This is a genomic window from Parviterribacter multiflagellatus (assembly GCF_056863265.1).
Map to the genome: position 1 here is coordinate 23,927 of NZ_JBXPIZ010000009.1, position 22,929 is coordinate 46,855.

22 protein-coding genes are annotated in these 22,929 nt (G+C 74.4%); 7 read left to right on the forward strand and 15 right to left on the reverse strand.

Going from position 1 to position 22,929, the window contains the following annotated elements; all coding sequences use genetic code 11:
• Nucleotides 1–46: 46 nt before the first annotated feature.
• A complete protein-coding gene (locus tag AC1UE5_RS19075; protein WP_482926460.1) occupies nt 47–550 on the forward strand; it encodes a chemotaxis protein CheW in 504 nt (167 codons plus the stop codon).
• Nucleotides 547–3,351: an ATP-binding protein gene (locus tag AC1UE5_RS19080; RefSeq protein WP_482926462.1), complete on the forward strand. Its 2,805-nt coding sequence runs from the start codon at nt 547–549 to the stop codon at nt 3,349–3,351. Before AC1UE5_RS19075 ends, AC1UE5_RS19080 begins: the two co-directional genes overlap by 4 nt.
• Here the strand turns inward: AC1UE5_RS19080 and AC1UE5_RS19085 are convergent.
• The 7 genes from AC1UE5_RS19085 to AC1UE5_RS19115 form a co-directional block, all read right to left on the reverse strand.
• Nucleotides 3,333–3,776, reverse strand: coding sequence for a cupin domain-containing protein (locus AC1UE5_RS19085; RefSeq protein ID WP_482926464.1), 444 nt, complete (start codon nt 3,774–3,776; stop codon nt 3,333–3,335). The two genes, AC1UE5_RS19080 and AC1UE5_RS19085, sit on opposite strands and share 19 nt — an antisense overlap.
• Nucleotides 3,777–3,853: 77 nt before the next feature.
• A complete protein-coding gene (locus AC1UE5_RS19090; RefSeq protein ID WP_482926465.1) occupies nt 3,854–4,318 on the reverse strand; it encodes a hypothetical protein in 465 nt (154 codons plus the stop codon).
• A 51-nt stretch (nt 4,319–4,369) separates the two neighbouring features.
• On the reverse strand, nt 4,370–5,326 hold the full coding sequence (locus AC1UE5_RS19095) for a manganese catalase family protein (RefSeq protein ID WP_482926467.1): 957 nt from the start codon (nt 5,324–5,326) through the stop codon (nt 4,370–4,372).
• 50 nt (nt 5,327–5,376) lie between these two features.
• Nucleotides 5,377–6,183, reverse strand: a complete 807-nt coding sequence (locus tag AC1UE5_RS19100; RefSeq protein WP_482926469.1) for an ABC transporter permease — start codon at nt 6,181–6,183, stop codon at nt 5,377–5,379.
• A gap of 3 nt (nt 6,184–6,186) precedes the next feature.
• On the reverse strand, nt 6,187–7,095 hold the full coding sequence (locus tag AC1UE5_RS19105; protein ID WP_482926471.1) for an ABC transporter ATP-binding protein: 909 nt from the start codon (nt 7,093–7,095) through the stop codon (nt 6,187–6,189).
• Nucleotides 7,096–7,166: 71 nt separating this feature from the next.
• Nucleotides 7,167–7,952: an adenylate/guanylate cyclase domain-containing protein gene (locus tag AC1UE5_RS19110; protein ID WP_482926473.1), complete on the reverse strand. Its 786-nt coding sequence runs from the start codon at nt 7,950–7,952 to the stop codon at nt 7,167–7,169.
• A 60-nt stretch (nt 7,953–8,012) separates the two neighbouring features.
• Nucleotides 8,013–9,701: a catalase gene (locus AC1UE5_RS19115; RefSeq protein WP_482926475.1), complete on the reverse strand. Its 1,689-nt coding sequence runs from the start codon at nt 9,699–9,701 to the stop codon at nt 8,013–8,015.
• Between the two features lie 177 nt (nt 9,702–9,878).
• Here AC1UE5_RS19115 and AC1UE5_RS19120 point away from each other — a divergent pair, with 177 nt between their 5' ends.
• Nucleotides 9,879–10,310, forward strand: a complete 432-nt coding sequence (locus AC1UE5_RS19120) for a hypothetical protein (protein ID WP_482926477.1) — start codon at nt 9,879–9,881, stop codon at nt 10,308–10,310.
• Nucleotide 10,311: 1 nt separating this feature from the next.
• Here the strand turns inward: AC1UE5_RS19120 and AC1UE5_RS19125 are convergent, their stop codons facing one another.
• The 3 genes from AC1UE5_RS19125 to AC1UE5_RS19135 all read right to left on the reverse strand — a co-directional run bounded on the left by AC1UE5_RS19125 (nt 10,312) and on the right by AC1UE5_RS19135 (nt 13,468).
• Nucleotides 10,312–10,659: a hypothetical protein gene (locus tag AC1UE5_RS19125; protein WP_482926479.1), complete on the reverse strand. Its 348-nt coding sequence runs from the start codon at nt 10,657–10,659 to the stop codon at nt 10,312–10,314.
• A 73-nt stretch (nt 10,660–10,732) separates the two neighbouring features.
• On the reverse strand, nt 10,733–11,404 hold the full coding sequence (tenA, locus tag AC1UE5_RS19130; RefSeq protein WP_482926481.1) for a thiaminase II: 672 nt from the start codon (nt 11,402–11,404) through the stop codon (nt 10,733–10,735).
• A 27-nt stretch (nt 11,405–11,431) separates the two neighbouring features.
• Nucleotides 11,432–13,468 carry a glycoside hydrolase family 15 protein gene (locus tag AC1UE5_RS19135; RefSeq protein WP_482926483.1) on the reverse strand — a complete coding sequence of 679 codons (2,037 nt, stop codon included), beginning with the start codon at nt 13,466–13,468 and terminating at the stop codon, nt 11,432–11,434.
• Between the two features lie 53 nt (nt 13,469–13,521).
• Between AC1UE5_RS19135 and AC1UE5_RS19140 the strand changes: the two genes are divergently transcribed.
• The 3 genes from AC1UE5_RS19140 (at nt 13,522) to AC1UE5_RS19150 (ending at nt 17,514) form a co-directional block, all read left to right on the forward strand.
• The gene (locus AC1UE5_RS19140; RefSeq protein ID WP_482926485.1) at nt 13,522–14,538 is read left to right on the forward strand and encodes a mechanosensitive ion channel family protein; all 1,017 of its coding nucleotides are present in this window, start codon (nt 13,522–13,524) and stop codon (nt 14,536–14,538) included.
• A 199-nt stretch (nt 14,539–14,737) separates the two neighbouring features.
• Nucleotides 14,738–15,913: a CynX/NimT family MFS transporter gene (locus AC1UE5_RS19145; RefSeq protein WP_482926487.1), complete on the forward strand. Its 1,176-nt coding sequence runs from the start codon at nt 14,738–14,740 to the stop codon at nt 15,911–15,913.
• 11 nt (nt 15,914–15,924) lie between these two features.
• Nucleotides 15,925–17,514 (forward strand): GMC family oxidoreductase, encoded by a 1,590-nt coding sequence (locus AC1UE5_RS19150; RefSeq protein ID WP_482926489.1) that lies wholly within the window; start codon nt 15,925–15,927, stop codon nt 17,512–17,514.
• On the opposite strand, the gene AC1UE5_RS19155 is transcribed toward AC1UE5_RS19150, so the two are convergent.
• Genes AC1UE5_RS19155 through AC1UE5_RS19170 form a run of 4 tightly spaced genes read right to left on the reverse strand, consistent with a single transcriptional unit; the run spans nt 17,511 to nt 21,324 of the window.
• Nucleotides 17,511–17,807 (reverse strand): DUF2277 domain-containing protein, encoded by a 297-nt coding sequence (locus AC1UE5_RS19155; RefSeq protein WP_482926491.1) that lies wholly within the window; start codon nt 17,805–17,807, stop codon nt 17,511–17,513. The genes AC1UE5_RS19150 and AC1UE5_RS19155 overlap by 4 nt on opposite strands.
• A 5-nt stretch (nt 17,808–17,812) precedes the next feature.
• Nucleotides 17,813–18,685: a DUF559 domain-containing protein gene (locus tag AC1UE5_RS19160; RefSeq protein ID WP_482926493.1), complete on the reverse strand. Its 873-nt coding sequence runs from the start codon at nt 18,683–18,685 to the stop codon at nt 17,813–17,815.
• 25 nt (nt 18,686–18,710) lie between these two features.
• Entirely contained in the window at nt 18,711–20,489 is a 1,779-nt protein-coding gene (locus tag AC1UE5_RS19165; RefSeq protein ID WP_482926495.1) for an ABC-F family ATP-binding cassette domain-containing protein, read from the reverse strand.
• 7 nt (nt 20,490–20,496) lie between these two features.
• Entirely contained in the window at nt 20,497–21,324 is an 828-nt protein-coding gene (locus tag AC1UE5_RS19170) for a PhzF family phenazine biosynthesis protein (protein ID WP_482926497.1), read from the reverse strand.
• A 34-nt stretch (nt 21,325–21,358) separates the two neighbouring features.
• Between AC1UE5_RS19170 and AC1UE5_RS19175 the strand changes: the two genes are divergently transcribed.
• Entirely contained in the window at nt 21,359–21,736 is a 378-nt protein-coding gene (locus AC1UE5_RS19175) for an SRPBCC family protein (protein ID WP_482926499.1), read from the forward strand.
• On the opposite strand, the gene AC1UE5_RS19180 is transcribed toward AC1UE5_RS19175, so the two are convergent.
• Nucleotides 21,733–22,926: a cytochrome P450 family protein gene (locus tag AC1UE5_RS19180; protein ID WP_482926501.1), complete on the reverse strand. Its 1,194-nt coding sequence runs from the start codon at nt 22,924–22,926 to the stop codon at nt 21,733–21,735. The genes AC1UE5_RS19175 and AC1UE5_RS19180 overlap by 4 nt on opposite strands.
• Between the last annotated feature and the right edge of the window lie 3 nt (nt 22,927–22,929).

Below are 22,929 nucleotides of genomic sequence, written 5' to 3' on the forward strand. Positions count from 1 at the left end.
CAGTTGACGCCGTCCCGTGACGTGTCTCACCTATCCTCGGGGGCCGATGGCGGAGACCGAGCGCGCGCAGCCCGCGGCGGCCAAGACCCCGGCGCGGCGACCCGCTGGTCGTGGCCGCACCCGCAAGGCGGCCGCCCCCGAGAAGCCGTCGGGCCAGCTGATCGTCTTCAAGGCCGCGGGGGAGCTGTTCGCGCTCGCGCTCGAGCACGTCCGCGAGGTGACCGGCGCCGCGCCGCGCCGCGGCATCCCGCAGCCGCCCGCCCCGTGGGTGATCGGGATCGCATCCATTCGCGGGGACCTGATGCCGGTCGTCGACCTCGCGCTGCGGCTCGGGCACGCGCCGAGCGAGGCGGACGGGCAGTCGCTCATCATCGTCGGTGTCGGCGACGAGAGCGCGGTGGTCGGCGTCGAGGCCGTCGACCGGCTCGTCGAGGTCCCGCCAGACGACCTGCGGCCCGCGCCGGCGTACACCGGCGAGGCGGCCGAGTGGATCTTCGAGATGGACGAGCACCTCGTCGTCGTGCTCAAGCCGGCGGCGCTCATCCCGTGACGGCCGCCGTGCTGGAGCGCGACCGGGAGCTGGCGCGGCTCGGCGCGGCGGTCCGGCGGGCGGCGGAGCGCGACGGCGCGCTCGCGGTGGTCGAGGGGCCGGCCGGCATCGGCAAGACCGCGCTGCTGCGCGCGGCGCGTGAAGACGCGGCGGCGGCCGGCTTCACGGTCCTGTCCGCGACGGCGGCCGAGCTGGACCGCGACTTCCCGTTCGGCGTCGTCCACCAGCTGCTCGGGCCGGTGCTGGCGGGCGCGGAGCCGGCGCGGCGCGCGCGGCTGCTGGCGGGCGGGGCGGCGGGCGCCGAGACGGTCCTGGAGCCAGGCGGCGAGGGCGCGCCGGCGGAGGGCGGCGGCGACCCGGGCTACGCGGCGCTGCACGGCCTGTACTGGCTGCTTGCGAACCTCGCCGAGGAGGAGCCGCTCGCGCTGCTCGTCGACGACCTGCACTGGGCCGACCGCGCGTCGCTGCGGCTGCTCGAGTACCTCGGGCGGCGGCTGGAGGGCCTGCCGCTCCTCGTGGTCGCGACGGCACGCGCGCAGGAGCCGGGCGCCGAGCACGCGCTGCTCGCCGACCTCGCCGCCGGGCCGTCCGCGGAGGTGCTGCGGCCCGCGCCGCTCTCGCCCGAGGCCGCCGCGACGCTGATCGCCGGCGCGCTGGGGCGCGAGCCGGAGGCCGCGTTCGCCGCCGCGTGCGTCGAGGCGACCGGCGGCATCCCGCTGCTCGTCCGCGCGATCGCCGACCGCGCGGCCGACGAGGGCCTGCGCGGCGCAGCGTCCGAGACGGGGCGCATCACCGAGCTGGGCGCCACCGGGCTGGCCCGCGGCGTGCAGCGGCGGCTGGCCTCGCTGGGGGACGACGCGGTGGCGCTGGCGCGCGCGGCGGCGGCGCTCGGCGAGCGGCGCCGGCTGGACGACCTCGCGGCGGTGGCGGGCCTCGACGCGGACGCGGCGGCGACGGCGGCCGACGCGCTGGCCGGCGCGGGCCTGCTGGACAGCGCGACGTGGGCGTTCGTGCACCCCGTCGTCCGCGCGGCCGTGGCCGACGGGACGCCGCCGGGGGAGCGGACGACGCTCCACGCGCGCGCGGCGCGGCGGCTGCGCGGGAGCGGCGTGCGCGCCGACGAGGTCGCGGTGCACCTGCTGGCGGCCGAGCCGGCCGGCGACGCGGAGGTCGTGGCGATCCTGCGCGAGGCGGCGCGGACGGCGGTGGCCGGCGGCGCGCCCGAGGCCGCGATCGCCCACCTGCGCCGCGCGCTCCTCGAGCCGCCGCGGCCCGAGGACCGCGCCGCCCTGCTGCTGGAGCTGGGCGAGCTCGAGGCCGCGAGCGGCGACGCGCATGCGCGGGAGCGGTTGACCGACGCGCTCGCCGCCGGCCTGTCGGGCGACGCGGCCGCCCGCGCGCGCGGCGCCCGCGCGTACCTGCGGCTGATGGCCGATCCGGCGCCGGTGGTCGACGAGCTGGAGCGGGCGCTCGCCGAGGCCGAGGACCCCGCGCTGCGGCTGCGCATCGAGGCGCAGCTCCTCGACGCGTCCGTCTACCACGAGCGGCTCGTGCCGGCGCGGGCGCAGCTGCTGGCGGGCGGGGGCGAGGGCGCGGAGCCGTCGGTCGTCCTGCTCGTCCACCGCGCGATGGAGACGGCCTACCGGGGTGGGTCGGCGGTCGAGGCCGTCGCGCTCGCCCAGCGCGCGACCGCCCGCGGCGAGCTGCTGCGCGCGGTCGGGCCCGACACCTCGACCTTCAACCTGCTCACCCACGCCTTCCGCTACGCCGAGCGGCCCGACCTCGCACGGGCGGCGCTGGAGGAGGGCGAGGCGGCGCTGCGCCGCACCGGGCTGCGGTTCGGGCGGGTCTTCCTCGAACACGCGTGGGGCTACTGGCACCTGATGGCCGGGCGGCTCGGCGCAGGGCTGGCCGAGGCGCAGAGCGGGCTGGACCGGCTGCGCGCCGCCCAGCTCGACGTCACCGCGACCGCGCTGGTGGCGATCGTCGCGGAGCTGCTCGTCGAGCTCGACCGCGCCGCCGAGGCCGCGCCGCTGGTCGACGCGGTGACGCCGGAGGTGGAGGAGACCGTCGGCGGGCCGTTCGCGCTCGCCGCGCGCGGCGCGGTGCGGTGGGAGCAGCGGCGCGTCGACGAGGCCGAGACGGACTTCCGCCGCGCGATCGAGCTGCTCGACGCGCGCGGGTGGCGCTCGCCGCTGGTGACCGGCGCGAGGCTGAAGCTCGCGCTCCTGCTCGGCAGCGGCGACGAGGCGGAGGCGCTCGCGACGGCGTCGCTCCAGACCGCGCGCGCCGCCGGGCTGCGGGCGGCAGAGGGCGCCTCGCTGCGCGTGCTGGGCCGCGTGACGGGCTCGATCGACACGCTCGCCGAGGCGGTCGCGGTGCTCGACGGCTCGCCCCTGCGGCTGGAGCGCGGCTGGGCGCTGCACGACCACGGCGCCGCGCTGCGCCGCGCGGGCAAGCGGGCCGACGCGCGCGAGCCGCTGCGCGCGGCGGTTGCGCTGGCCGAGCGCCACGAGGCGACGCTCCTGGGCCGTCTCGCGCGCGAGGAGCTGACCGCGGCCGGCGGGCGGCCGTCGCGGGCGGCGCTGAGCGGGCCCGCCTCGCTCACCCCGAGCGAGCGGCGCGTGGCCGAGCTCGCCGCGACCGGCCTCTCCAACCGCGAGGTCGCCGAGACGCTGTGGGTGACGCGCAAGACGGTCGAGGTGCACCTCGGCAACGCGTACGGCAAGCTCGGCATCAAGTCGCGCGCGCAGCTGCCCGACGCGCTGGGCGCCGGGCCCGGTCAGGCCGCGGCGGCCTGAGCAGCGCGCGGCGCCAGCACGCGGATGCCGGCCGCGGCCAGGTGCGCGGCGACGTCGTCGTCGTGGACGTCGAGCGGGAGCCCGTCGTCGGACGCGGTCGCGTGGAGGAACCACTCGATCCCGGCCGGCTGGCACACGACGGTCCACCGCGCGAGATCGGACGCGACGCGGACCTCGTGCGGCACGCCGCGGGGGAGGAGCAGCGTGTCGCCGGCGAGCAGCTCGGTCGGCGGTCCCTCGTCGAGCGTCACCCGCAGCACGCCCTCGGAAACCCACAGCAGCTCGTCCTCGATGCGGTGCAGGTGCCGGGGGAGCCCGGCGCCGCGCTCGGCCGCGATCTCCAGCACGGTCTCCGCGCCGTTCGTCGTCGCGGCGTCGGCGAGGATGCGGATGTGGCGGGCGGCGTGGGCGAGCTCTGCGGGCACCTCGGCATCATGCGCGACGGGCACCTGCACTTCCTCGCGCGAGCACCCCAGGATCTGCCCCAGGGTCGACCTTCGGCCTACCCGCGACGCCGAGCCAGCCGCTGCGTCACGCGGCCGACGCGCTCGGCGGTGCCCTGCAGCGGCTCGATCGTCTCCGCCACCGTCTCGACGGCGCCCTCCAGCTCCTCGACGGTGTCGACCGCGGAGAGGATGCGGGGCAGCGCCGCGAGCAGCGCCCGCATGTCGGTCTCCAGCTGCGCCGCGACGGCGGTGAGGTCCGCGCCGCCGGACACGATCTCCGCCGCGCGCGCCTCCACGGCGCGGGTCGTGCCCTCCAGGTCGCGCCCGCCGATCACGATCTCGCGCGCCACGACGTTGAGGGCGACGAGCTCGCTGAGCAGCGCGTCGAGCCGCTCCCGCACGAGCTCGACCGGATCGGGGTCGCGGCGCGCGCGGTCGGCGAGGACGGCGAGGTCGTCGAGCGCCCGGGCGAGCCGCGCGGGGACGCGGACGGGCGCGAGGAGCAGGTCGGTGAGGTCCACGTCACGGGGCTTCCCCGCAACGTGGACCCTCACGTGCCAACTCGCGGCGGGCTAGGTGAGCTTGTCCTTCACCTTGCCCATGAGCGACTCCTTGTCGTTCGCGACGACGCCGAGCGGCTCGTCGGGCAGGCCCGCGGCCTTGCGGAGCTTGGTCGCGATCTCCGCGATCTCCTCGGGCGCGTAGTCCGGCGCGAACACGTCGGTCTGCTCGGGAAGGTCGAACGGCGGCGCGCCCTCCGGCGGGCCGTCCTGGATCAGCAGGTCCTCGCCCGTCTCCGGGTGCGGCCCGTTGAACACCGCGACGATCTCCTGGTAGTCGCTGGGCGAGAACCGGTACAGCGTCCGGTGCAGGTCCTTGGCGATGTGCGGCTGGCACTCGGGGATCTTCGCCGTGGGGATGCGCGGTGTGGGGAACATCTTCGTCAGGTCGGCGCCCGTGAGCTTCTCCACGGCGCGGGCGTACGCGACCTGGTGCACGCCCCCGCGCACCAGGAGGTAGCCCGTCAGCGCCCTTGCGGCGGGATGGTCCACCATCTGGTAGACCTTGAGCTTGTTGTTGCGGGCGCCGGTCTCGAGGAAGAAGTTGTGCGTCAGGTCCTCGATCAGGTCGCCGGACGAGAACACGTAGTCGCCCGTCCACGGGTTGCCGCGCGAGTCCTGCGGGAGCGCGCCGCGGCCGCCGGCGATGAAGTGGCCGGGGTTGAACATGTCCTCGTCGAAGACGTCGCCGAGGCTCTCGCCCGACGCGTCGGTGAGCATCGTGTTGATCGCGGTCGCGACGAGCTCGATGTGCCCGTACTCCTCGGCCGCGATGTTCGCGATGAGGTCGTAGAACGGCCGCGCCTTCTGCCGGTTGCGGAAGTTGAACGACTGGAACGTGTAGTTCATCAGCGTCGACATCTCGCCGAACCGGCCGCCCATCAGCTCCTGCACCACCTTCGCGCCCTTCGCGTCGGGCGTCGTGGGCGGCGGCATCTCCACCTGGAGCCGGTCGATGCGCTGGATCATGCTCGAGCCTCCTCTCGAATGGGGGACGAGGCGGCATACCCACTTGGCGCCTAGCCGATCAGGCGCTTCTCCATCTTCACGACCGCGAGCCGCCAGGCGATCAGCCCGAAGGCGACGATCGCCAGCAGATGCAGGGGATCGGTCGACTCGAAGCCGAACGCCGCGTGCCGCACGAGCTCGACGCAGTGGTAGAGCGGGTTGACGTTCGCCAGCACCTGCGCCCACTCGGGCAGCTCGTCGATCGGGAAGTACGTGCCGGCGACGAGGAACATCGGCGTGACGACGATGCTCGTCACGTAGTTGAAGTTGTCGATCTTCGACATCAGCGCGGCGATGAGGATCCCGAAGCAGGCCCAGCCGAACCCGGTCAGGAACGCGACGAACGGGACGGTGAGCATGCCCCACGACGGGTCGAGCCCGAACGCGATGGCGACGAGCAGCGGCATGCAGCCGTACGTCCCCGCGCGCGTGGCGATCCACAGCGCCTCGCCGGTGACGATCTCCTCGGTGTCGACCGGCGCGGCGAGGATCGCGTCGTAGGTGCGCTGGAACTCGCGTTTGACGAACGTCCCGAACATCGCCGGGAACACGGAGCTGAACAGCACCGCGGTCGCGACCGTGCCGGTGCCGACGAACTCGACGTAGTCCAGCCCGTTGACCTCGGAGACGAGCGCGCCGAACCCGAAGCCGAACGCGAGCAGGTAGATCGTCGGCTCGACGGTCGACGAGAACGTCGTCGCCTTCCAGAACGACGAGAAGTTGACGACCTCGCGGACGAGCACGCCCATGAGGCCCGAGCGGTCCAGGCGGCGCGGCCGGTCGGACTTCACGCGGGGCTTGACGCTGGTGGCGGCCATGGCTCAGGCGACCTCCTCGCCGGTGAGGAGGACGAAGACGTCCTCGAGGTTCGCGGGACGGCGCTCGCCCTCGGGCGCCTCGCCGTCGAGGGTCTCGGCGCGCAGGATCGTGACGCTCGTGCCGGTGCGCCGCGTCGGCCAGCCGCGGCCGACCGCGTCGTCCTCGACCTCGCGCAGGCGCGCCGGCGGGCCGTAGACCTCGAGCGCCTCCGCGCCCGCGTGCTCGACGACGAGGTCGCTGGGCCGTCCGGTCGCGACGGCCTTGCCCTTCGCCATCACGACGACGGTGTCCGCGAGGCGCTGGGCCTCCTCGATGTAGTGCGTCGACATCAGGATCGAGACGCCCTCGCTGCGCAGCTGGTCGATGAGCGCCCACAGCTCCTGGCGGACCTGCGGATCGAGGCCGACGGTCGGCTCGTCGAGGAGCACGAGCCGCGGGCCGTGGACGAGCGAGCGCGCGATCAGCAGCCGCCGGCGCATGCCGCCCGACAGCTGGTCGACCTTCGCGTCGCGCCGGTCGGTGAGCTTGGCGACCTGGAGCGCCCGCTCGATCGCGGCCTTCCGCTCCGCGCGCGGGATCCGGTAGAGGTACGTGAAGACCAGCAGGTTCTGCTCGACCGTCAGCGTCGTGTCGAGGTTGTCGAGCTGCGGCGTGACGCCCATCGCCGCGCGCGCGGCCTTCGAGTCGCCGGGGAGCCGGTGCTCCAGCACCGTGATCTCGCCCTCGTCGGCGATCGCCTGCGCGGTGAGCAGCCGCATCGTCGTCGACTTGCCGGCGCCGTTGGGCCCGAGCAGCCCCACGCACGTCCCCGCGGGGACGTCGAGGTCGAGCCCGTCGACCGCCGTCACCGCTCCGAACCGCTTCACCACGCCGCGCAGCCGCAGCGCACTCTGGACCCCGTCCTCGCTCACGTGGCGAACCTAGCGCTCACTCCGGTCGGCGGAGGACGGCATTCGAACCCATCCGGGCGGGTTCGGTCCGGTTAGCGCACGGCGCTGTAGACCTCGAGGTCGCGCGGGGCGCCCTTGGCCTTGAAGCGCCAGCGCTTGCGCAGCGCGAGATCGCCGTCGTCGCCGAGCCGGTCGCGGACGGCGGACGAGATGAGCACCTCGCCGCCGCGGGCCGCGTCGGCCACGCGGGCCGCGACGTTGACGTCGACGCCGAACAGGTCGCCGCCCAGCGCGCGCGGGCGCCCGACGTGGATGCCCGAGCGCAGCTGCGGGGCGTAGCCGGCGACGTCGATCGCGGCGACCGCCTCGCACGCCTCGTGGGCGGCGAGCACCGCGTCGGCGGGCGCGTCGAACACCGCCATCATCCCGTCGCCGATGCGCTTGACGACGCGGCCGCGGCGCTGGGTCACGATCGGCTCGACCGCGTTGCCGACCCGGCGCAGCAGCTCCACCGCGGGCTCGTCGCCCGCCTGGAGCGCCCACTCGGAGAAGCCGACGAGGTCGGTGAAGAGGATCGCGACCTCGCGGTCGCCCTGGCCGCGGCCCTGGGACTCGGCCAGCGCCTGCCAGACCTGCAGGGCGCCGAGGCCCGCCTCGCGCAAGGCCGACGGGCGCCGGGCGGTGTACGCGCTCAGCCGGCGGGCGAGCTGCTGCGGCGGCGCGTCGCCGGCGACCGACAGGGGGTCGCCGTAGTCGCGGTCGCCGGGGAGCCGCCGCCGGAGCGCGCGGACCGCGTCCAGCAGGCGCGGCCTCCCGTCGACGTCACGGGCGCGCTCCGCGAGCTTGGCGAGGCGCTGACGGGCGAGCTCGGTGCGCATCGGCCCGTCATCTTCCCCGAGCGCGGCACTCGATGCGCCGCGCCCGGGGAACGACCGGGCCTAGACGGCGGCCGGCTCCTCGTCTTGCGCCAGGACGTCGCGCTCGTTCGGGACGGCGTGCGTCATGACCAGGCCCTCGACGTTGCGCGGGCCGTTGTTGCCGAGGTTCTTCAGGCGCTCGAGCTCGGCCTCGGAGAGCGTCTGCGTCGCGAGCGGCGGCAGGTCCTTGATCTCGTCGAGACCGATGCCCAGGCCCTCACCGACGCGCGAGCCCAGCTCGTCCTCGGCCATGTAGAGGTGCCAGAGCATGCGCTCCTGGATCGGCCGGTCGCACTGCGAGAGCGCGTCGACGAAGTTCGCGACGACCTCGTCCTTCTCCCACTGCTCCGACACCAGGTACCGCTCGCCGGCCTGCTGGTAGTCGTTCGTGCGCGGGATGCGCTTGCGGGTCAGGCGGCCCTCGATGACCGGGCCCTGCTCGTCGTGCGTCGGGTACTGCGCCTCACGCAGGCCGCCGGTGATCGACGGCTCGTAGTTGACGTGCGGGTTCTCGCCCGTGTCGTCGACGTAGTACGCCATCTGGCCGTCGCGCTGGTTGGTGGCGACCTTGCCCTTCAGGCCCTTCGGCTGGTTGACCGGGAGCTGGAGGTAGTTCGGGCCGACGCGGTAGCGCTGCGTGTCCGAGTAGGAGAACGTGCGGCCGACGAGCATCTTGTCGTCGCTGAAGTCCAGGCCGTCGACCAGGACGCCGGTGCCGAACGCGATCTGCTCGCTCTCGGCGAAGAAGTTCTCCGGCTTGCGGTTGAGCTGCATCGTCCCGACGTGGCGGAGCGGGAAGTCGTTCTCCGGCCACACCTTCGTGTCGTCGAGCGGATCCCAGTCGAGCTCCGGGTGGTCGTGGTCGTCCATCAGCTGGACGTACAGGTCCCACTCGGGGTACTCGCCGCGGTCGATCGCGTCGTAGAGGTCCTTCGTGTGGACGCCCAGCTCACCGGACTGCGCGACGGCGCCGTCCGCGGCGGTCCACGACTTGACGCCCTGCTTGGGGTGCCAGTGGTACTTGACGAGCTTCGTCTCGCCGGCCTCGTTCACCCACTTGTAGGTGTTGACGCCGAAGCCCTGCATGTGGCGGTAGGACGCCGGCAGACCGCGAGGGGAGAAGACCAGCACGAACATGTGGATCGACTCGGGCGTCTGCGACGCGAAGTCGAACACGCGGTTCGGGACCTGGCGCTCGAACGTGACCGGGTCCGGCTTCTGCGAGTGGATGAAGTCCGGGAACTTGATCGCGTCGCGCAGGAAGAAGACGCCGAGGTTGTTCCCGACGAGGTCCCAGTTGCCGTCCTCGGTGTAGAACTTCACCGCGAAGCCGCGCGGGTCGCGCGCCGCCTCGGACGAGTCGCGGCCGCCGGCGACGGTGGAGAAGCGCAGGGCGACCTCGGTCTCCTTGCCGGCCTCCTGGAACAGCTTGGCGCGCGTGTACTTCGAGATCGGCTCGTCGCCGCACTTGCCCGTCGCGGTGAACTTGCCGAACGCGGTGGCGCCGCGGGCGTGGACGACCCGCTCCGGGATGCGCTCGCGGTCGAAGTGGCTGAGCTTCTCGAGGAAGTGGTAGTTCTCGAGCGTCGCCGGACCACGGGCGCCGACGGTGCGCAGGTTCTGGTTGTCGTAGACGGGATGACCCTGGCGCGTGGTGAGGACCTTGCGGTCGTCACCCTCGGCAGGCGGCTGGTTGGCGACGTCGCTCATGCGATGCGTCCCTCCGGACGGTTGGGGAAACGGGGAAGCTCGGCCGGCGGGGGCCGGCTGAACTGGAATGATTCCAGACTATCCGGCGGATCGGTGTGACGTTCACGTGACCGACGCGCATCGACCGAACGTCCAGACGGGGTGGATTATGCGCCCGCCGTGGGAATGATGCGCGCCATGTCCTCGCTTGCCACGTCACCGCCTTCGCCGCCGGTCGTCGAGGAGCGCGGTGACGGCCGCCCGCTGGCCTGGATCGCCTCCGCGGGAGGAGGCGCCGCGCGCCGCCGCAAGGACGAGCGGCTCGCTGCCGTGCTCGAGGAGTTCGGGTGGCGGACGCACATCGCGGATGGGACCGACGACCCGCTTGGCGACGGGCTGGCGGACGCCGGCCTGGTCGTCTGCGACGTCGTGCGGCCGGAGGTCGACCTGCCGGTGGAGCTGACGCTCGCGGGCCTGCGCGGCATCCCGGCGATGGTGCTCATGCCCGCGGGGGTGGAGGCCGACGGCCTCGCCCGCGGGGTGATCGCCGACGCGGGCGCGACGGTGGTGCGCTACCACCGCGTCGAGCCGCATCGTGCGCTGCACGAGCGGCTCGTGGCGTCGGCCTGAGCTACGCCGCGCGCGAGGTGACGAGGAAGCGGGCCGCCTCCGACGCGACCGTGACGCGGTCGGCGAGGCCGCAGGGGACGTCCTGGTGCGGGCCGACCTCGGCGCCGCTGACCGTGAGGCGCCCCTCGAGGACGAGGACGCGCCGCTCGTCGCTGGCGGGGACGACGTCGTCGGGCAGCCCGGCGCCGCGGGTCGCGCGGACCTCGACGACCGACGGGCGGCCCTTGAGGCCGTCGGAGAGGATGCGGATCTCCTGGTCGCCGGAGCGCTGCACCGCCGGGACGGCGCACGCCGCGGTCGGACGCCAGACGGAACGCCGGCGGGCCGTGGTGGAGGCGGTCGTGTGCATGGCTGGCACTCTCGCCGCCGCGGGCCGCTCCGACCACGGGTCGCCACCCCAGCATCTACCCCAAGGTTCGGCCCTAGGGGGCCCCGGGCGTGGGGCCCTCCCAGCCCATCTGCCAGAAGGCCAGCTCGTACTCGGACGAGGTGCGGAACGCGCGGGCCATCGCCGCGCGCGCCGCGTCGCCGGCGCCCGCCGCCGCGCGGTCGGTCACGTCGCGGCACCAGCCGGCCAGCTCCGCGAACTCCTCCGACGCGTACATGTCGATCCACGCGGCGTAGCGGGGATCGGTCGGCCGGGCGCCGCTGGCCGCCAGCCGCTGGCCGACCTCGCTGAAGCCCCACATGCAGGGCAGCAGCGCGGCGAGCAGCTCGCCGAAGTCGCCGAGCGCGGCGGTGCGCAGGAGGAAGTCGACGTAGCCGCGGGTGGTCGGCGCCGGCTCGGTCGCCTCCAGTTCCTCGGCGGTGATCCCGAACTCGGCCGCGTACGCGCGGTGCAGGTCCATCTCGGTGCCGAGCGTCTCCTGTGCGAGGTCGGCGAGCCGGCGCATCGTCGTCAGGTCGGGCGCGCGGGCGGCGCCCAGCGCGAACAGCCGCGCGTAGTCGATCAGGTAGACGTAGTCCTGGGCGACCCAGAAGCGGAAGCGGTCGAGCGGCAGGGTGCCGTCGCCGATGCCGGTGACGAACGGGTGGGCGTGCTGCGCCTCCCAGACGGCGCTGCTCTCGGCGCGGAGCGTGTGGCTGAAGGACACGCCGCGGGGTTCTACCGGAGCGCCCCGTCAGCACTCGCCGCGGTAGCGGCACGCGACGACCTGCGGCGTCTCGACCGGCCGGCCCGCGTCGAGCGACCACGCCAGCCGGACGAGCTGCGCGTGCGTCCAGCCGAGCGGCATCGCCGACTTGGTCGGCGTCCCGGGTGCGAACGACGGCTGCGTCGCCGGCGGCGCGAGGTCCCAGACCTGCTCGGGGAGCATGCCGCTCGGGGTGCCGCTGCGGGCGACGGCGCGCAGGAGGTCGCGGGCCGCCTCGGCGCGGCCGGCCGCCAGCTCGTACTCGCCGCGCTCACCGGCGAGCAGCGGCCACGCGCGCCCGACGGTCGTCGCGTCCCCGGGCTCGGAGATCTCCCACGGGCCGCCGTCGCGCTGCTCGCCGTAGCCGTCCTGCGTGTAGCGGTGCCAGTAGGCGCCGCGCGGCGTGCGGACGCGCAGCACCTCGTCGACGACGCGGGTGGTCGCCACGATCGCGGGGTCGTCGGCGGCGCGCACGCCGAGCCGGACGAGCTCGAGGAACGACGGGTCGACGACGAGCCGCTGATCGATCCGCGCGGGCCCGCCGTCGCCGAGCGAGTACGTCGTGGCGCGGTTCGGGCGGCCGTCCTTGGTCAGCCGCGTGTAGTAGCCCTGCGACGACAGCCACCCGTTCGTCGTGAACGTCCACGCGTCGATCCGCGAGCGCCACAGGTCCGCCCGCGCCTCCCATCGCGCGGCGGTCGCGGGGTCGCCGGCGCGGCGCGCGAGGTCGGCGGCGCAGATCAAGCCCGCCACCTGCGAGGCGAGCGTTGCGGGCGAGTAGCCGCCCTGGTTCTCCCACCGCTCCTGCTCGGTCTTCGGGCCGTGTCTGAGGAGGAACTCCGCGGCGGGCTTGACGTGGTCGCGGTAGGTCGCGGCGTCGGCGCGGCCGAGCTGCCAGGCGAGCACGAGCGGGAGCGCGACCTCGTCGAGCTGGACCTCCTTGCCCGACTGCGTGCCGTCGACCTCGACGTTCTTCGGGATGAGCCCGTCGTCGCGCTGCGCGCGGTCGAACAGGAACGTCAGCGCGCGGTCCGCCGCGGGACGGTCCCCGGCGGCCAGCAGCGCCGTGGCGATGTGGTAGAGGTCGCGCGGCCAGACGAGGTGGTAGGCGTTCGAGGGATCCGAGATCGAGCCGTCGCCCCACGCCCACGGCATCGAAGGCGACGCGACGGTCGCGCCGCGGTACGTCTTGTCCTCCAGCGCCGCGAGCACCATCAACGAGGTCGTGTACGCCGCGCGCAGCTGGGGATCGGTCGCGACGGACCGCGGCACGGGGAGCGGGCGCAGCCGCTCGCGCCACTCGGCGGCGTACCGGGTCGCGGTGGCGTCGAAGCCCGGGGCGAGCGCGAGCCGCGACGTCCGCGCGGCCGCGCGGGCGGTCCGGCCGAAGCCGAGCGCGAGGCGAGCCCGGCGCGCGCCGGGCCGCCCCGTGACGGCGAGCCGGGCGGACTGCCGGACGTCGCCACCGCGGCGGCGCGTCGAGCGGGTGTCCCGCAGCAGCGGCACGGCGTTGAGCGCGCTCGCGATGTCGCCGTCCGTCGCCTGCAGGCTGCGCGGCGTCGCCTTCCCGCGGTCGCCGTCGCCGTTGTCGAGCGCCGGGTCGAGCCGCACGCGCACGTCGAGCCGGGCGCCGGTGAGCGACGCGACCTCGACGTCCACGAGCACCACCGCGCGGCGCGGGTCGGTCACGAAGAGCTTGGTGATGCGCCAGCGGCGCGCGCGGTCGCTCGTGGTCTGGCGGAACGTCAGGCCGCGGTCCGGGACGAGCTCGGTGCTCGTCGTCGTGCCCTCGGACTCGGGCCGCCCGTTCACCACCAGTTGCAGGTCACGCACGCTCGGCGTCCCGAGGTCGGGGAAGTAGACCTCGGTCATCCCGCTCGGCCCGAGGGTGAACCACACGCGGCTGTCGGCCGTCGCCGACGTGCCGAACCCCTGCTTGTCGGCCGGCGCCCACCGCACCGCCGCCTCCGCCTGCGCGCCAGCGCCGACGAGGAGCACCACCGCGACCACGACCCACCGCCGCATGGGCCCCTCCTACCCGCGGAACGGTCGGCCCTGACCGCTACGGTGCCAGGCGCATGCTCACGTTCGTCCTCGGCGAGGTCTCCGAGCGCCGCATCCAGGAGGTGTGCGGCGAGGATCCCGGCTGGTTCTGCCGCCAGGTGCTCGAGCAGACCGAGAACCGCGACATGGCGGAGGCCGCGGACTTCCTGCTGGGGAAGCCGCTCACGATCCTCGCGATCCTCGTCGTCGCGTGGTTGGTCAACCGCATCGCGCGGCGCGGCATCAAGCGCACGCTGCGGACGCTGCAGTCCGGCGCGGTGCAGGAGCGGCTCGGCGCTCTGCGCAGCGCCGCGCCCGACGCGCTGCTGGAGACCCGGGAGCACAGCCTGCGCGTCGAGCAGCGCATCGAGGCGCTCGCGAGCGTCCTGCGCTCGGTCCTCGCCTTCGTGGTCTTCGCGGTCGCCGCGTTCATGATCCTCGGCGAGCTCGGCGTCGACCTCGGCCCCCTGCTCGCGGGCGCGGGCATCATCGGCGTCGCGCTGGGCTTCGGCTCCCAGTCGCTCGTCAAGGACTTCCTGTCGGGGATGTTCATCCTCATCGAGGACCAGTTCGGCGTGGGCGACATCGTCGACCTCGACCTGCAGACGTCGGGCACGGTGGAGGCGGTCTCGCTCCGCACCACGCGGCTGCGCAGCGTCGACGGCACCGTGTGGCACGTCCCCAACGGCGACATCCGCCGCGTCGGCAACAAGTCGCAGCACTGGTCGCGCGCGCTGCTCGACGTCGAGGTCGCCTACGACACCGACCTCGCGAAGGCGCAGGAGGTCATCGCGGCCGTCGCGCACGAGATCGCCGACGCCGACAAGGACGTCCTGGAGGAGCCCGAGGTGTGGGGCGTCGAGCAGCTCGGGGCGAGCGGCATCGTCATCCGGCTGGTGGTCAAGACCCGGCCGTCGGAGCAGTACCGCGTCTCGCGCCTGCTGCGGGAGCAGATCAAGGCCGCGTTCGACCGCGAGGGCATCGAGATCCCGTTCCCGCAGCAGATGGTGTGGAACCGGAACGTGCCCGCACGTGAGCCGACGCCGGAGTAGACCGCATCCACGCCGGCGCCGGCTTCGCTGGGGGTGTGTGCGTGACCGCTGGGGTAAGGCTCTCTGAGGCACCCCTGCCGCTGCTGCGACCGTACCTGAGCCGCCTGCTCTAGCGGGAGAACCTGCGCGGTGGGAGCTTCCTGGTCGGCTCCGGAACTCGGTGCGGCGAGGGCCGGAGGCGGGGATACCGTGTCTCGACGTGTCCGCCGCGACTGTCCCGCGCGTGCGGGGTGCGGTGCTGCTCGGTGCGGCGCTGCTGCTCGTGACGCTCAACCTGCGCCTGCCCATCGCGGCGGTGTCGCCCGTGCTGGACGACATCCGCGGCACGCTCGGCCTGTCCGGCGCCACCGCCGGGCTGCTCACGACGCTGCCGGTGCTGTGCTTCGGCCTCGCGGCGCCGCTCGCGCCGGTGCTGGCGCGGCGGCTGGGGGAGGAGCGGCTCCTGCTCGCGCTGCTCCTGGTGATCGCGTCCGGCACCGCGCTGCGCCTCGCGCCGGAGGTGGCGCCGGTGTTCCTCGGGACGCTCGTGCTCGGGCTCGCGATCGCGGTCGCCAACGTCCTGATGCCGAGCGTCATCAAGCGGCGGTTCGCCGAGCCCGGCGTGATGATGGGCGTCTTCACGGCGGGCTTCTCGGTCGCGGCCGCGCTCGCCACCGGGCTCACCGTGCCGCTCGAAGGGGCCCTCGGCGACTGGCGGTGGGCGATCGGCGCGTGGGGCCTCGTGGCGGCGGTGACGATCGTGGTGTGGGCGCCGTTCGCTGCGGAGGCGGGGCGCCCGTCGCGGATCGCGGCGCCGCGCGCGGGCCGGCTGCGGCGCGACCGCGTGGCGTGGCTGGTGACCGCGACGTTCGCGCTCCAGTCGTGCCTCTTCTACGCGTTCCTGGCGTGGACGCCGGAGATCCTCCACGACGCCGGCCTGTCCGAGGGGCACGCGGGCGCGATGGTGTCGGTCGCGACGCTGTGCGCGATCCCCGCCTCGCTCGCCGCGCCCGTGCTCGCCACGCGCCACGCCGCGCTGCTGGCGGTGGCCGCGTCGGCGACGTGGGTGCCCGGGCTGCTCGGGCTCATCTTCGCGCCGGACACGCTCACGCCGGTGTGGATGGTGTGCGTCGGCATCGGGCAGGGCGTCGGGATCTCGTACGCCCTCGCGCTCGTGGTGCTGCGCGCGCCGGACGACGCGCACGCCGCCGCGCTGTCGAGCATGACCCAGGGCGTCGGCTACATCGCCGCGGCGCCGACGCCGTTCGTCATCGGCGCGCTGCACGACGCGACGGGCGGCTGGGACGCGGCGCTCGTGCTCCTCATCGTCGTCGCCTTCGGGCTCCTGGCGTGCGGGCTGTTGGCCGGGCGGCCAGGGATGGTCGGCGACCCCTAGTCTGTCGCCGCATGGAGGAGAGGACCGACTACGTCATCGTCGGGGCCGGCTCGGCGGGGTGCGTTCTCGCTGCGCGGCTGACCGAGGACCCCGGGGTGCGGGTCACGCTGATCGAGGCCGGCGGGAAGGACCGCAGCCCGAACATCAAGATCCCGGCCGCGTTCGCCAACCAGTTCCGCACGAAGCTCGACTGGGACCACAACACCGAGCCTGAGCCGCACGTGGACGGGCGCTCGCTCTACATCCCGCGCGGCCGGTCGCTGGGCGGGTCGAGCTCGATGAACGCGATGCTCTACGTGCGCGGGCGGCCGCTCGACTACGACCTGTGGGAGGAGGGCGGCGCCGCCGGCTGGAGCTGGAAGGACGTCCTCCCGTACTTCCTGCGCAGCGAGGACAACGTGCGCGGCTCCTCCGAGTTCCACGGGGCCGGCGGCGAGCTGCGGGTCGAGGAGCAGCGGTCGCCGCGGCTGCTGGGCAAGCGCCTGATCGCGGGGTTCGAGGCCGCCGGCGTTCCCCACGTGCCCGACTACAACGGGCCCGAGCAGGACGGGGTCTCGATGTTCCAGGTGACGCAGAAGGACGGGCGGCGGTGGAGCGCGGCGGACGCGTTCCTGCGGCCGGCGCTGAAGCGGCCGAACCTCCGCGTCGTCACCGGCGCGCTCGTCACCGGCGTCGAGCTGGAGGGCACGCGCGCGGTGGGTGTGCGGTACCGGCGCGGGCGCTCGTCGGAGGTCGTCCGCGCGGAGCGGGAGGTGATCCTCGCCGCGGGCGCGATCGCGTCGCCGCAGCTGCTCCAGCTGTCGGGCATCGGGCGGCCGGACGACCTGCGCGCCGTCGGCGTCGACGTGCGGCACGAGCTCGCCGGCGTGGGGGAGAACCTCCAGGACCACCCGTTCGTCACCGCGATCTGGGAGACGCGCGGGGTCGACACGCTCTACAAGGCCGACTCGCCCCGGTCCATGGCCGAGTGGGTCCTGCGGCGGACCGGCAAGCTGACGTCGACGGTCGCGGAGGTGTGCGCGTTCGTGCGCACGCGCGGCGGTCTGCCGGCGGCGGACGTGCAGTTCCACTGCGGCGCGGCGTACTACGACGACCACGGGTTCGAGACGTTCGACGGCGACGCGATGGTGATCGCGCCGGTGCTCGTCTCGCCGCAGGCGCGCGGGCGCGTGTGGCTGCGCTCGTCCGACCCGTCCGACAAGCCGCGCATCATCACGAACGCGCTCGGCGTGGACGACGACCTGCGCTCGCTGGCGGACGGGATGGAGATGGCCCGCGAGATCGCGGCGACGGGCCCGCTGCGGGAGGTCGTCGCGCGGGAGCTTCGGCCCGGCCCGCAGGTCGACACGCGCGCGGCGCTGGAGGACGACATCCGCCGCCGGCTGATGCTGATCTACCACCCGGTCGGGACGTGCCGGATGGGCGTCGACGACGAGGCCGTGGTGGATCCCGAGCTGCGCGTGCGCGGCCTGGAGGGGCTGCGCGTCGTCGACGCGTCGGTGATGCCGATCATCCCGGGCGGCAACACGAACGCGCCGACGATCATGATCGCCGAGAAGGCCTCGGACCTGATCCGAGGCCGCGTGCCGGCGGTCGCCTAAGCGGCGTTCGCCGGGGCTTCCATCCCGCGCCCGTAGCGCTTGGCCGCGCGGGCGCGGGCCTTGGCGGCCTCGACCTCGCGGTCCTTCGGCGGCGCGGTCGTCACCAGCCTGCCCAGCAGCTCCCGCGACGCCGCCGCCACGGCGTCGACCGCGGCGTTGAAGGCTTCCTCGTTGACCTTCGAAGGCTTCGTGGAGCCGCTGATCTTGCGGACGTACTGCAGCGCCGCCGCGTGCACCTCGTCGTCGGTGGCCGGGGGCGCGAAGTTGTGGAGGGGGCGGATGTTGCGGCACATGCCCGTCATGGTAAGCGCTCACTCAGCACGGCGCGAATCCGGTCGGCGGTCGTCCTCGTCAGCCCTCGCCGCGTGACCCGCAAGGTCATGTAGCCCTCCGCCGCCAGCGCGATGTCGCGCTCCCGGTCCTCCTCGAAGCGGTCGCGGTGGGCCTGGCGGCCGTCGGCCTCGAGGATGAGCCTCGCCTCCGGCCAGAGGAAGTCCGCGCGGTAGCGGCCGATCGGCACCTGCGTCCGCGGGCGCGGGAGCCCGTGCCGGTCGCAGAAGGCCAGCACGTCGTCTTCCAGCGGGGACTCCGTGGTGGGAAGCGCGATCGCCTCGCGCAGCACGGGCGCCCCCGGCAGCCGGGAGGTGGCCAGGGCGGCGAGGGTGGCGTGGTCGACGAGCCGGTGCTGCTCCGCCTGCCGGAGCGCCTCGCGCAGGGTGCGCGGGCTCGTGGTGGCGGCGAGGTCGAGGAGGGTCCGCTCGGGCGTCGCGATCGGCAGCCCGTGGTGCGTGGTGACGTGGTCGGGCCAGAGGCTCGGCCGCCGGTGGATGCGCAGGCCCGGGCGGCTGCGGCCGCCGGCGCCGCGGACGCTCACGTCGATCTTCCCCGCCCCGACGGGGAGGAGCTTCCACGCCGCGCCGGCGGGGCGGTGGGAGAGCACGGCGTCGTCGCCGCATGCGAGCACCGCTCCCCAGTACCGGCCCCACGCGCCGAGGTGGTCGTGGCCGACGACGTAGACGCCGTGGTGGAGGGCGCGCAAACGGCCGGCGGCGACTGCGCGCGACACGCCACGCCGGTCCACCCCCAACGCCGCGAGCTGTCGGGCGGCGATGACGCCTCCTTGCCGCGTCGCCGTCGCTCTGATTTCTCGATCGACGGATTTGTCTCGCATAGCGGGACATATCCGTCGATCGCCTTCAGCTCGCCCCCTCCGCCGCCTCCAGCCACGCCTCTTCCGTGGTCTCGCGCTCGCGGCGGAGGTCGGCGAGCTGCGCGGTGAGCTCGCGCAGGCGGGCGGCGTCGGTCGCGGCCTCCGCCATGGCTTCGTGGAGCGCGGTCTCGCGCTCGTCGAGCTTCTCGAGCGCGCGCTCGAGGCGCGCGGCCTCCTTCCGGGCCTCGCGCGCGGCGCCGCCGGCGCCGGGGGCGCGCTTGGGGGAGGAGGGGGCGGTGGGCGCCGGGGCGCGCTCGGCGAGGTACTGGTCGATGCCGCCCGGGAGGTGGCGGACCGTGCCGTCGGGGGAGAGCGCGTAGACGTTGTCGCAGACGCGCTCGACGAAGTAGCGGTCGTGGGAGACGACCACGAGCGTCCCGGGCCAGGAGTCCAGGAGGTCCTCGAGCGCGGTGAGCGTGTCGATGTCGAGGTCGTTGGTGGGCTCGTCGAGGAGGAGCACGTTCGGCTCGCCCATCAGGAGGCGCATGAGCTGGAGCCGGCGGCGCTCGCCGCCGGAGAGGTCACGGACGAGCGTGCGGCCCTTGTCGCCGCGGAACCCGAACCGCTCCGCGAGCTGGCCCGCGGTGAGCTCGCGGCCGTCGCTGATCTGGATGCGCCCGCGCACCTCCTCCAAGGACTCGAGCACGCGCTTGTCGCCGGGGAGCTCTCCTGCCTCCTGGGAGAGGTGGGCGAGCTTCACGGTCTGGCCGCGGACGACGCGACCGGACGAGGGAGAGAGCACGCCGGAAAGCAGGTTGATGAGTGTGGTCTTGCCGCTTCCGTTGACGCCCACGAGCGCGACCCGATCGCCCGGACCGAGCCGCCACGTCACTGAGCTGAGGACTGCTCTCGGGCCGTACTCCACCGACACGCCCTCGGCTTCCAGCACGGTGTTGCCGAGCCGCGCGGACGCGAACCGCAGCAGCTCCACCGTGTCGCGCGCCTCGGGCTCGTCGGCGATCAGCGCGTTCGCCGCCTCGATGCGGAACTTCGGCTTCGACGTCCGCGCCGGCGGCCCGCGCCGCAGCCACGCCAGCTCCTTGCGGATCAGCTGCTGCCGGCGCTCCTCGGAGGCCGCTGCCTGCCGCGCCCGCTCGGCCCGGGCGAGCACGTACGCCGCGTACCCGCCCTCGTACTGGTGGACGTCGCCGTCGACGACCTCCCACGTGTGCGTGCACACCGCGTCGAGGAACCAGCGGTCATGGGTGATCACCACCATCGCGCCCCGCCGCCCCGCGAGGTGACGAGCGAGCCAGTCGACGCCCTCGACGTCGAGGTGGTTCGTGGGCTCGTCGAGGAGCAGCAGCTCGGGCGAGTCGAGGAGGAGCTTCGCGAGCGCGATCCGCCGCCGCTCGCCGCCCGACAGCGGCCCGATCACCGTGTCGAGCCCGTTGGGGAACCGCGCCAGCGCGACCCCGCCAAGCAGCCCGTCGAGCACGGAGCGGAAGCGCGCGTCCGCCTGCCACTCGTGGTCCGCGCGGCCACCGACCAGCTCGGCGCGGATGGTCGCCTGCGGGTCGAGCTCGTCGCGCTGGCCCAGGAGGTCGAGGTGGAGCGACGAGAGGCGGGTGACCGCGCCGGCGTCCGGGTCCTCGACGCCGGCGATGAGCTTCATCAGCGTCGACTTGCCGTCGCCGTTGCGCCCCACGACGCCGATCCGGTCGCCCGCGGCGACGCCGAGCGTCACCCCGCGCAGCACCGAGCGCGAGCCGTAGCCCTTCGCGACGTCCTTGAGGTTGACGAGGTTGCGTGCGGGAGCAGCCAAGGCCGGGCTACAGCTCCACCGTGCCGGACACCGAGGTCACCACGCCGCCGCCGACCCAGATCGTCCCGTCGCCGTCCTGCGACACGAACACGCGGCCGTCGCGCGCGATCGCGGTTCCCTGGCGCGCGACGTACGGCGCGGTCGCGCGGCCGGTCTCCAGCAGCCACTGCGCCACGCCGGCGTTGAGCGAGCCCGTGACCGGGTCCTCGACCAGCGCGCCGTTGACCGGGAAGAACGCGCGGATCTCCCATGCGAACGGGGCGCCGGAGGGGTGCGGGCCGACGACGCCGATGTCCTGGTCCAGGAAGGAGGGTTCCAGGGCGAGCACGTCGTCGGCGGAGGAGAGCAGGACGGTCGCCCAGCCGGGGCCGTTGTCCGTCCACGCCGCGTCGACGATCGAGTCGGTGGGAACGCCCAACGCCTCGGCGATCTCCTCGACGAGTCCGTCGGCGAGCGGACCGGACCGCACCAGCGGCGGGGCGGCGAAGGCCAGCCGGGGGGAGGTGCGGATCGGGATGATGCCGGCCCCGCACTCCTGGCGCACGACGGAGGGCGAGCGCGGCGCGCCGCCCCGCTCCAGCCACGCATGGCACGTCCCGAGCGTCGGGTGCCCGGCGAACGGCAGCTCCGCCGTGGGCGTGAAGATGCGCACGCGGTAGTCCGCGTCGGCGGTCGTGGGAGGAAGGAGGAAGGTCGTCTCGGACAGGTTCGTCCAGCGCGCGAACGCCGCCATCTCCTCGGTGGAGAGGCCGTCGGCGTCGTGCACGACGGCCAGCGCGTTGCCGCGGTACGCCACGTCCGTGAAGACGTCGACCTGCGTGAAGGGGCGAGTCACGCGCGCCAGTGTTCCAAACGGGTAGTGCAGGCCCATGGAGCACGAGCACGCCGCACACGTGGCAGCGCCGCCGGACCAGCTCTTCGCCGCGCTCGCCGACCCGTCCAACCTGCCCGAGTACGTCCCGCAGGTCCGCACCGCGGAGCCGCGCGGCGACGACCACGTCGCGGTCGAGGCCCGCTACGACGGCCACACCCAGCACGGCGACGCCTGGCTGAAGACCGACCAGGACGACCGCCGCATCTCGTGGGGGAGCGACGGCAGCGACTACTCCGGCTGGATGCACGTCGAGCCCGACGGCGACGGCTCGCTGCTGACCCTCCACCTGACGACGGTGCACGACGAGGCCCCCGAGAAGGAGTTCGCGGGCACCCTCGACGCGATCCGCCGCCTGGCGGAGGCGCGGCTCTAGATCCGGCGGATCGGCAGCGTCGCGGGGAACGCCCCGCTCCACGCCAGCGGGCCGGTGCGCTCGATCATCCCGTCGCGCAGCAGCTCGGTGCCCAGCACCCCGAACTGCGTGACGCTGATCGCCGCGCCGAAGCAGCGGTGGATGCCCGCGCCGAAGTGGAGGATGTCGGTCACCGGGCGGTCGGGCTTCAGCGCCCGCGGCGAGTCGATCACCGTCCGGTCGAGCTGCCCGGCCTGCGTCACCGCGAACACGACGTCGCCCTGCTTGATCCGCGTCTCGCGCGCGGCGCCCGGCGCGATCACGAAGCCGTCGCGGGCGAGCCGGGTGAGGAACGGCGCCTGCGGCTGGAGCCGGAGCGCGTCCACGAGGAACCAGCCGACCGCGCGCTCGTCGCCCGACCGCGCCAGCGCGGCGAGCCGCTCCAGCTCCGGTGGCCGGTCGAGCACCACGTCCAGCGCGAGCGAGAACGCCCGCGGCACCGACGCCGCCCACGCGGCCTGCAGCCCGAGCAGCGAGCGCGGGATGCCCTCGTCGTCGAGCTGCGGCGCGTCCGTGCCCTGCGCGGCGAGCAGCCGGCCCAGCACCGTCTCCTCGCGCCCGCCGTGCGAGCGGATCTCGTCCATCGCCCGCCGCATGTCCGCCGTGAGCTTGCCGGCCTCGCGCTTGCCGGCCTCCATCACCTCGGGCACGTCGCCGTCGAGGAAGACCGCGCGGAACACGTCGCGCCCGCCCGACAGCGCCTCCGGTGTCGCGCACCCCGGCAGGCCGAAGTAGCGGTCGACGCCCTCGCCGGTCACCTCGTCGGCCAGCTGCACGGCGTCGAGCGACCCGTTGGCCGAGCCGAGGTACCGCACGGCGCGCTCGCGGGTGAGATCCGCGACGAACGGCAGGTCGGAGTGCGGCGCGGCGGCGTGCAGCGCGCCGGCCTCCCGCTGGTAGCGCGGCCCGTCGTCCATCCCGAGGATGAACGGCCCGGTGACCTCCTCCATGTGCTCGCCGTACGTGACCGAGAACGTCCCATCGGCCTCGAGCACGCGCCGCACGTCCTCGTGCCGCGTCAGCAGCACCATCCGGCCGAGGCGGAGCACGGGCTTGCGCGCGCGCAGGACGCGCCAGACGAGCTCGCCGCGGCGCAGGATCGTGGGCTGGTGCTTGACGAGCAGCTCGCCGAGCTTGCGGTTGCCGGCCATCGC

Excerpts from the sequence above, each read along its gene's own strand:
- AC1UE5_RS19155 (WP_482926491.1), bottom strand. The coding sequence starts at position 17,807 with ATGTGCCGCAACATCCGCCCCCTCCACAACTTCGCGCCCCCGGCCACC.
- AC1UE5_RS19140 (WP_482926485.1), top strand. The coding sequence starts at position 13,522 with ATGCTCACGTTCGTCCTCGGCGAGGTCTCCGAGCGCCGCATCCAGGAG.
- AC1UE5_RS19100 (WP_482926469.1), bottom strand. The coding sequence starts at position 6,183 with ATGGCCGCCACCAGCGTCAAGCCCCGCGTGAAGTCCGACCGGCCGCGC.
- AC1UE5_RS19095 (WP_482926467.1), bottom strand. The coding sequence starts at position 5,326 with ATGATCCAGCGCATCGACCGGCTCCAGGTGGAGATGCCGCCGCCCACG.
- AC1UE5_RS19115 (WP_482926475.1), bottom strand. The coding sequence starts at position 9,701 with ATGAGCGACGTCGCCAACCAGCCGCCTGCCGAGGGTGACGACCGCAAG.
- AC1UE5_RS19120 (WP_482926477.1), top strand. The coding sequence starts at position 9,879 with ATGTCCTCGCTTGCCACGTCACCGCCTTCGCCGCCGGTCGTCGAGGAG.
- AC1UE5_RS19150 (WP_482926489.1), top strand. The coding sequence starts at position 15,925 with ATGGAGGAGAGGACCGACTACGTCATCGTCGGGGCCGGCTCGGCGGGG.
- AC1UE5_RS19180 (WP_482926501.1), bottom strand. The coding sequence starts at position 22,926 with ATGGCCGGCAACCGCAAGCTCGGCGAGCTGCTCGTCAAGCACCAGCCC.
- AC1UE5_RS19110 (WP_482926473.1), bottom strand. The coding sequence starts at position 7,952 with ATGCGCACCGAGCTCGCCCGTCAGCGCCTCGCCAAGCTCGCGGAGCGC.
- AC1UE5_RS19135 (WP_482926483.1), bottom strand. The coding sequence starts at position 13,468 with ATGCGGCGGTGGGTCGTGGTCGCGGTGGTGCTCCTCGTCGGCGCTGGC.
- AC1UE5_RS19175 (WP_482926499.1), top strand. The coding sequence starts at position 21,359 with ATGGAGCACGAGCACGCCGCACACGTGGCAGCGCCGCCGGACCAGCTC.
- AC1UE5_RS19125 (WP_482926479.1), bottom strand. The coding sequence starts at position 10,659 with ATGCACACGACCGCCTCCACCACGGCCCGCCGGCGTTCCGTCTGGCGT.
- AC1UE5_RS19075 (WP_482926460.1), top strand. The coding sequence starts at position 47 with ATGGCGGAGACCGAGCGCGCGCAGCCCGCGGCGGCCAAGACCCCGGCG.
- AC1UE5_RS19160 (WP_482926493.1), bottom strand. The coding sequence starts at position 18,685 with ATGCGAGACAAATCCGTCGATCGAGAAATCAGAGCGACGGCGACGCGG.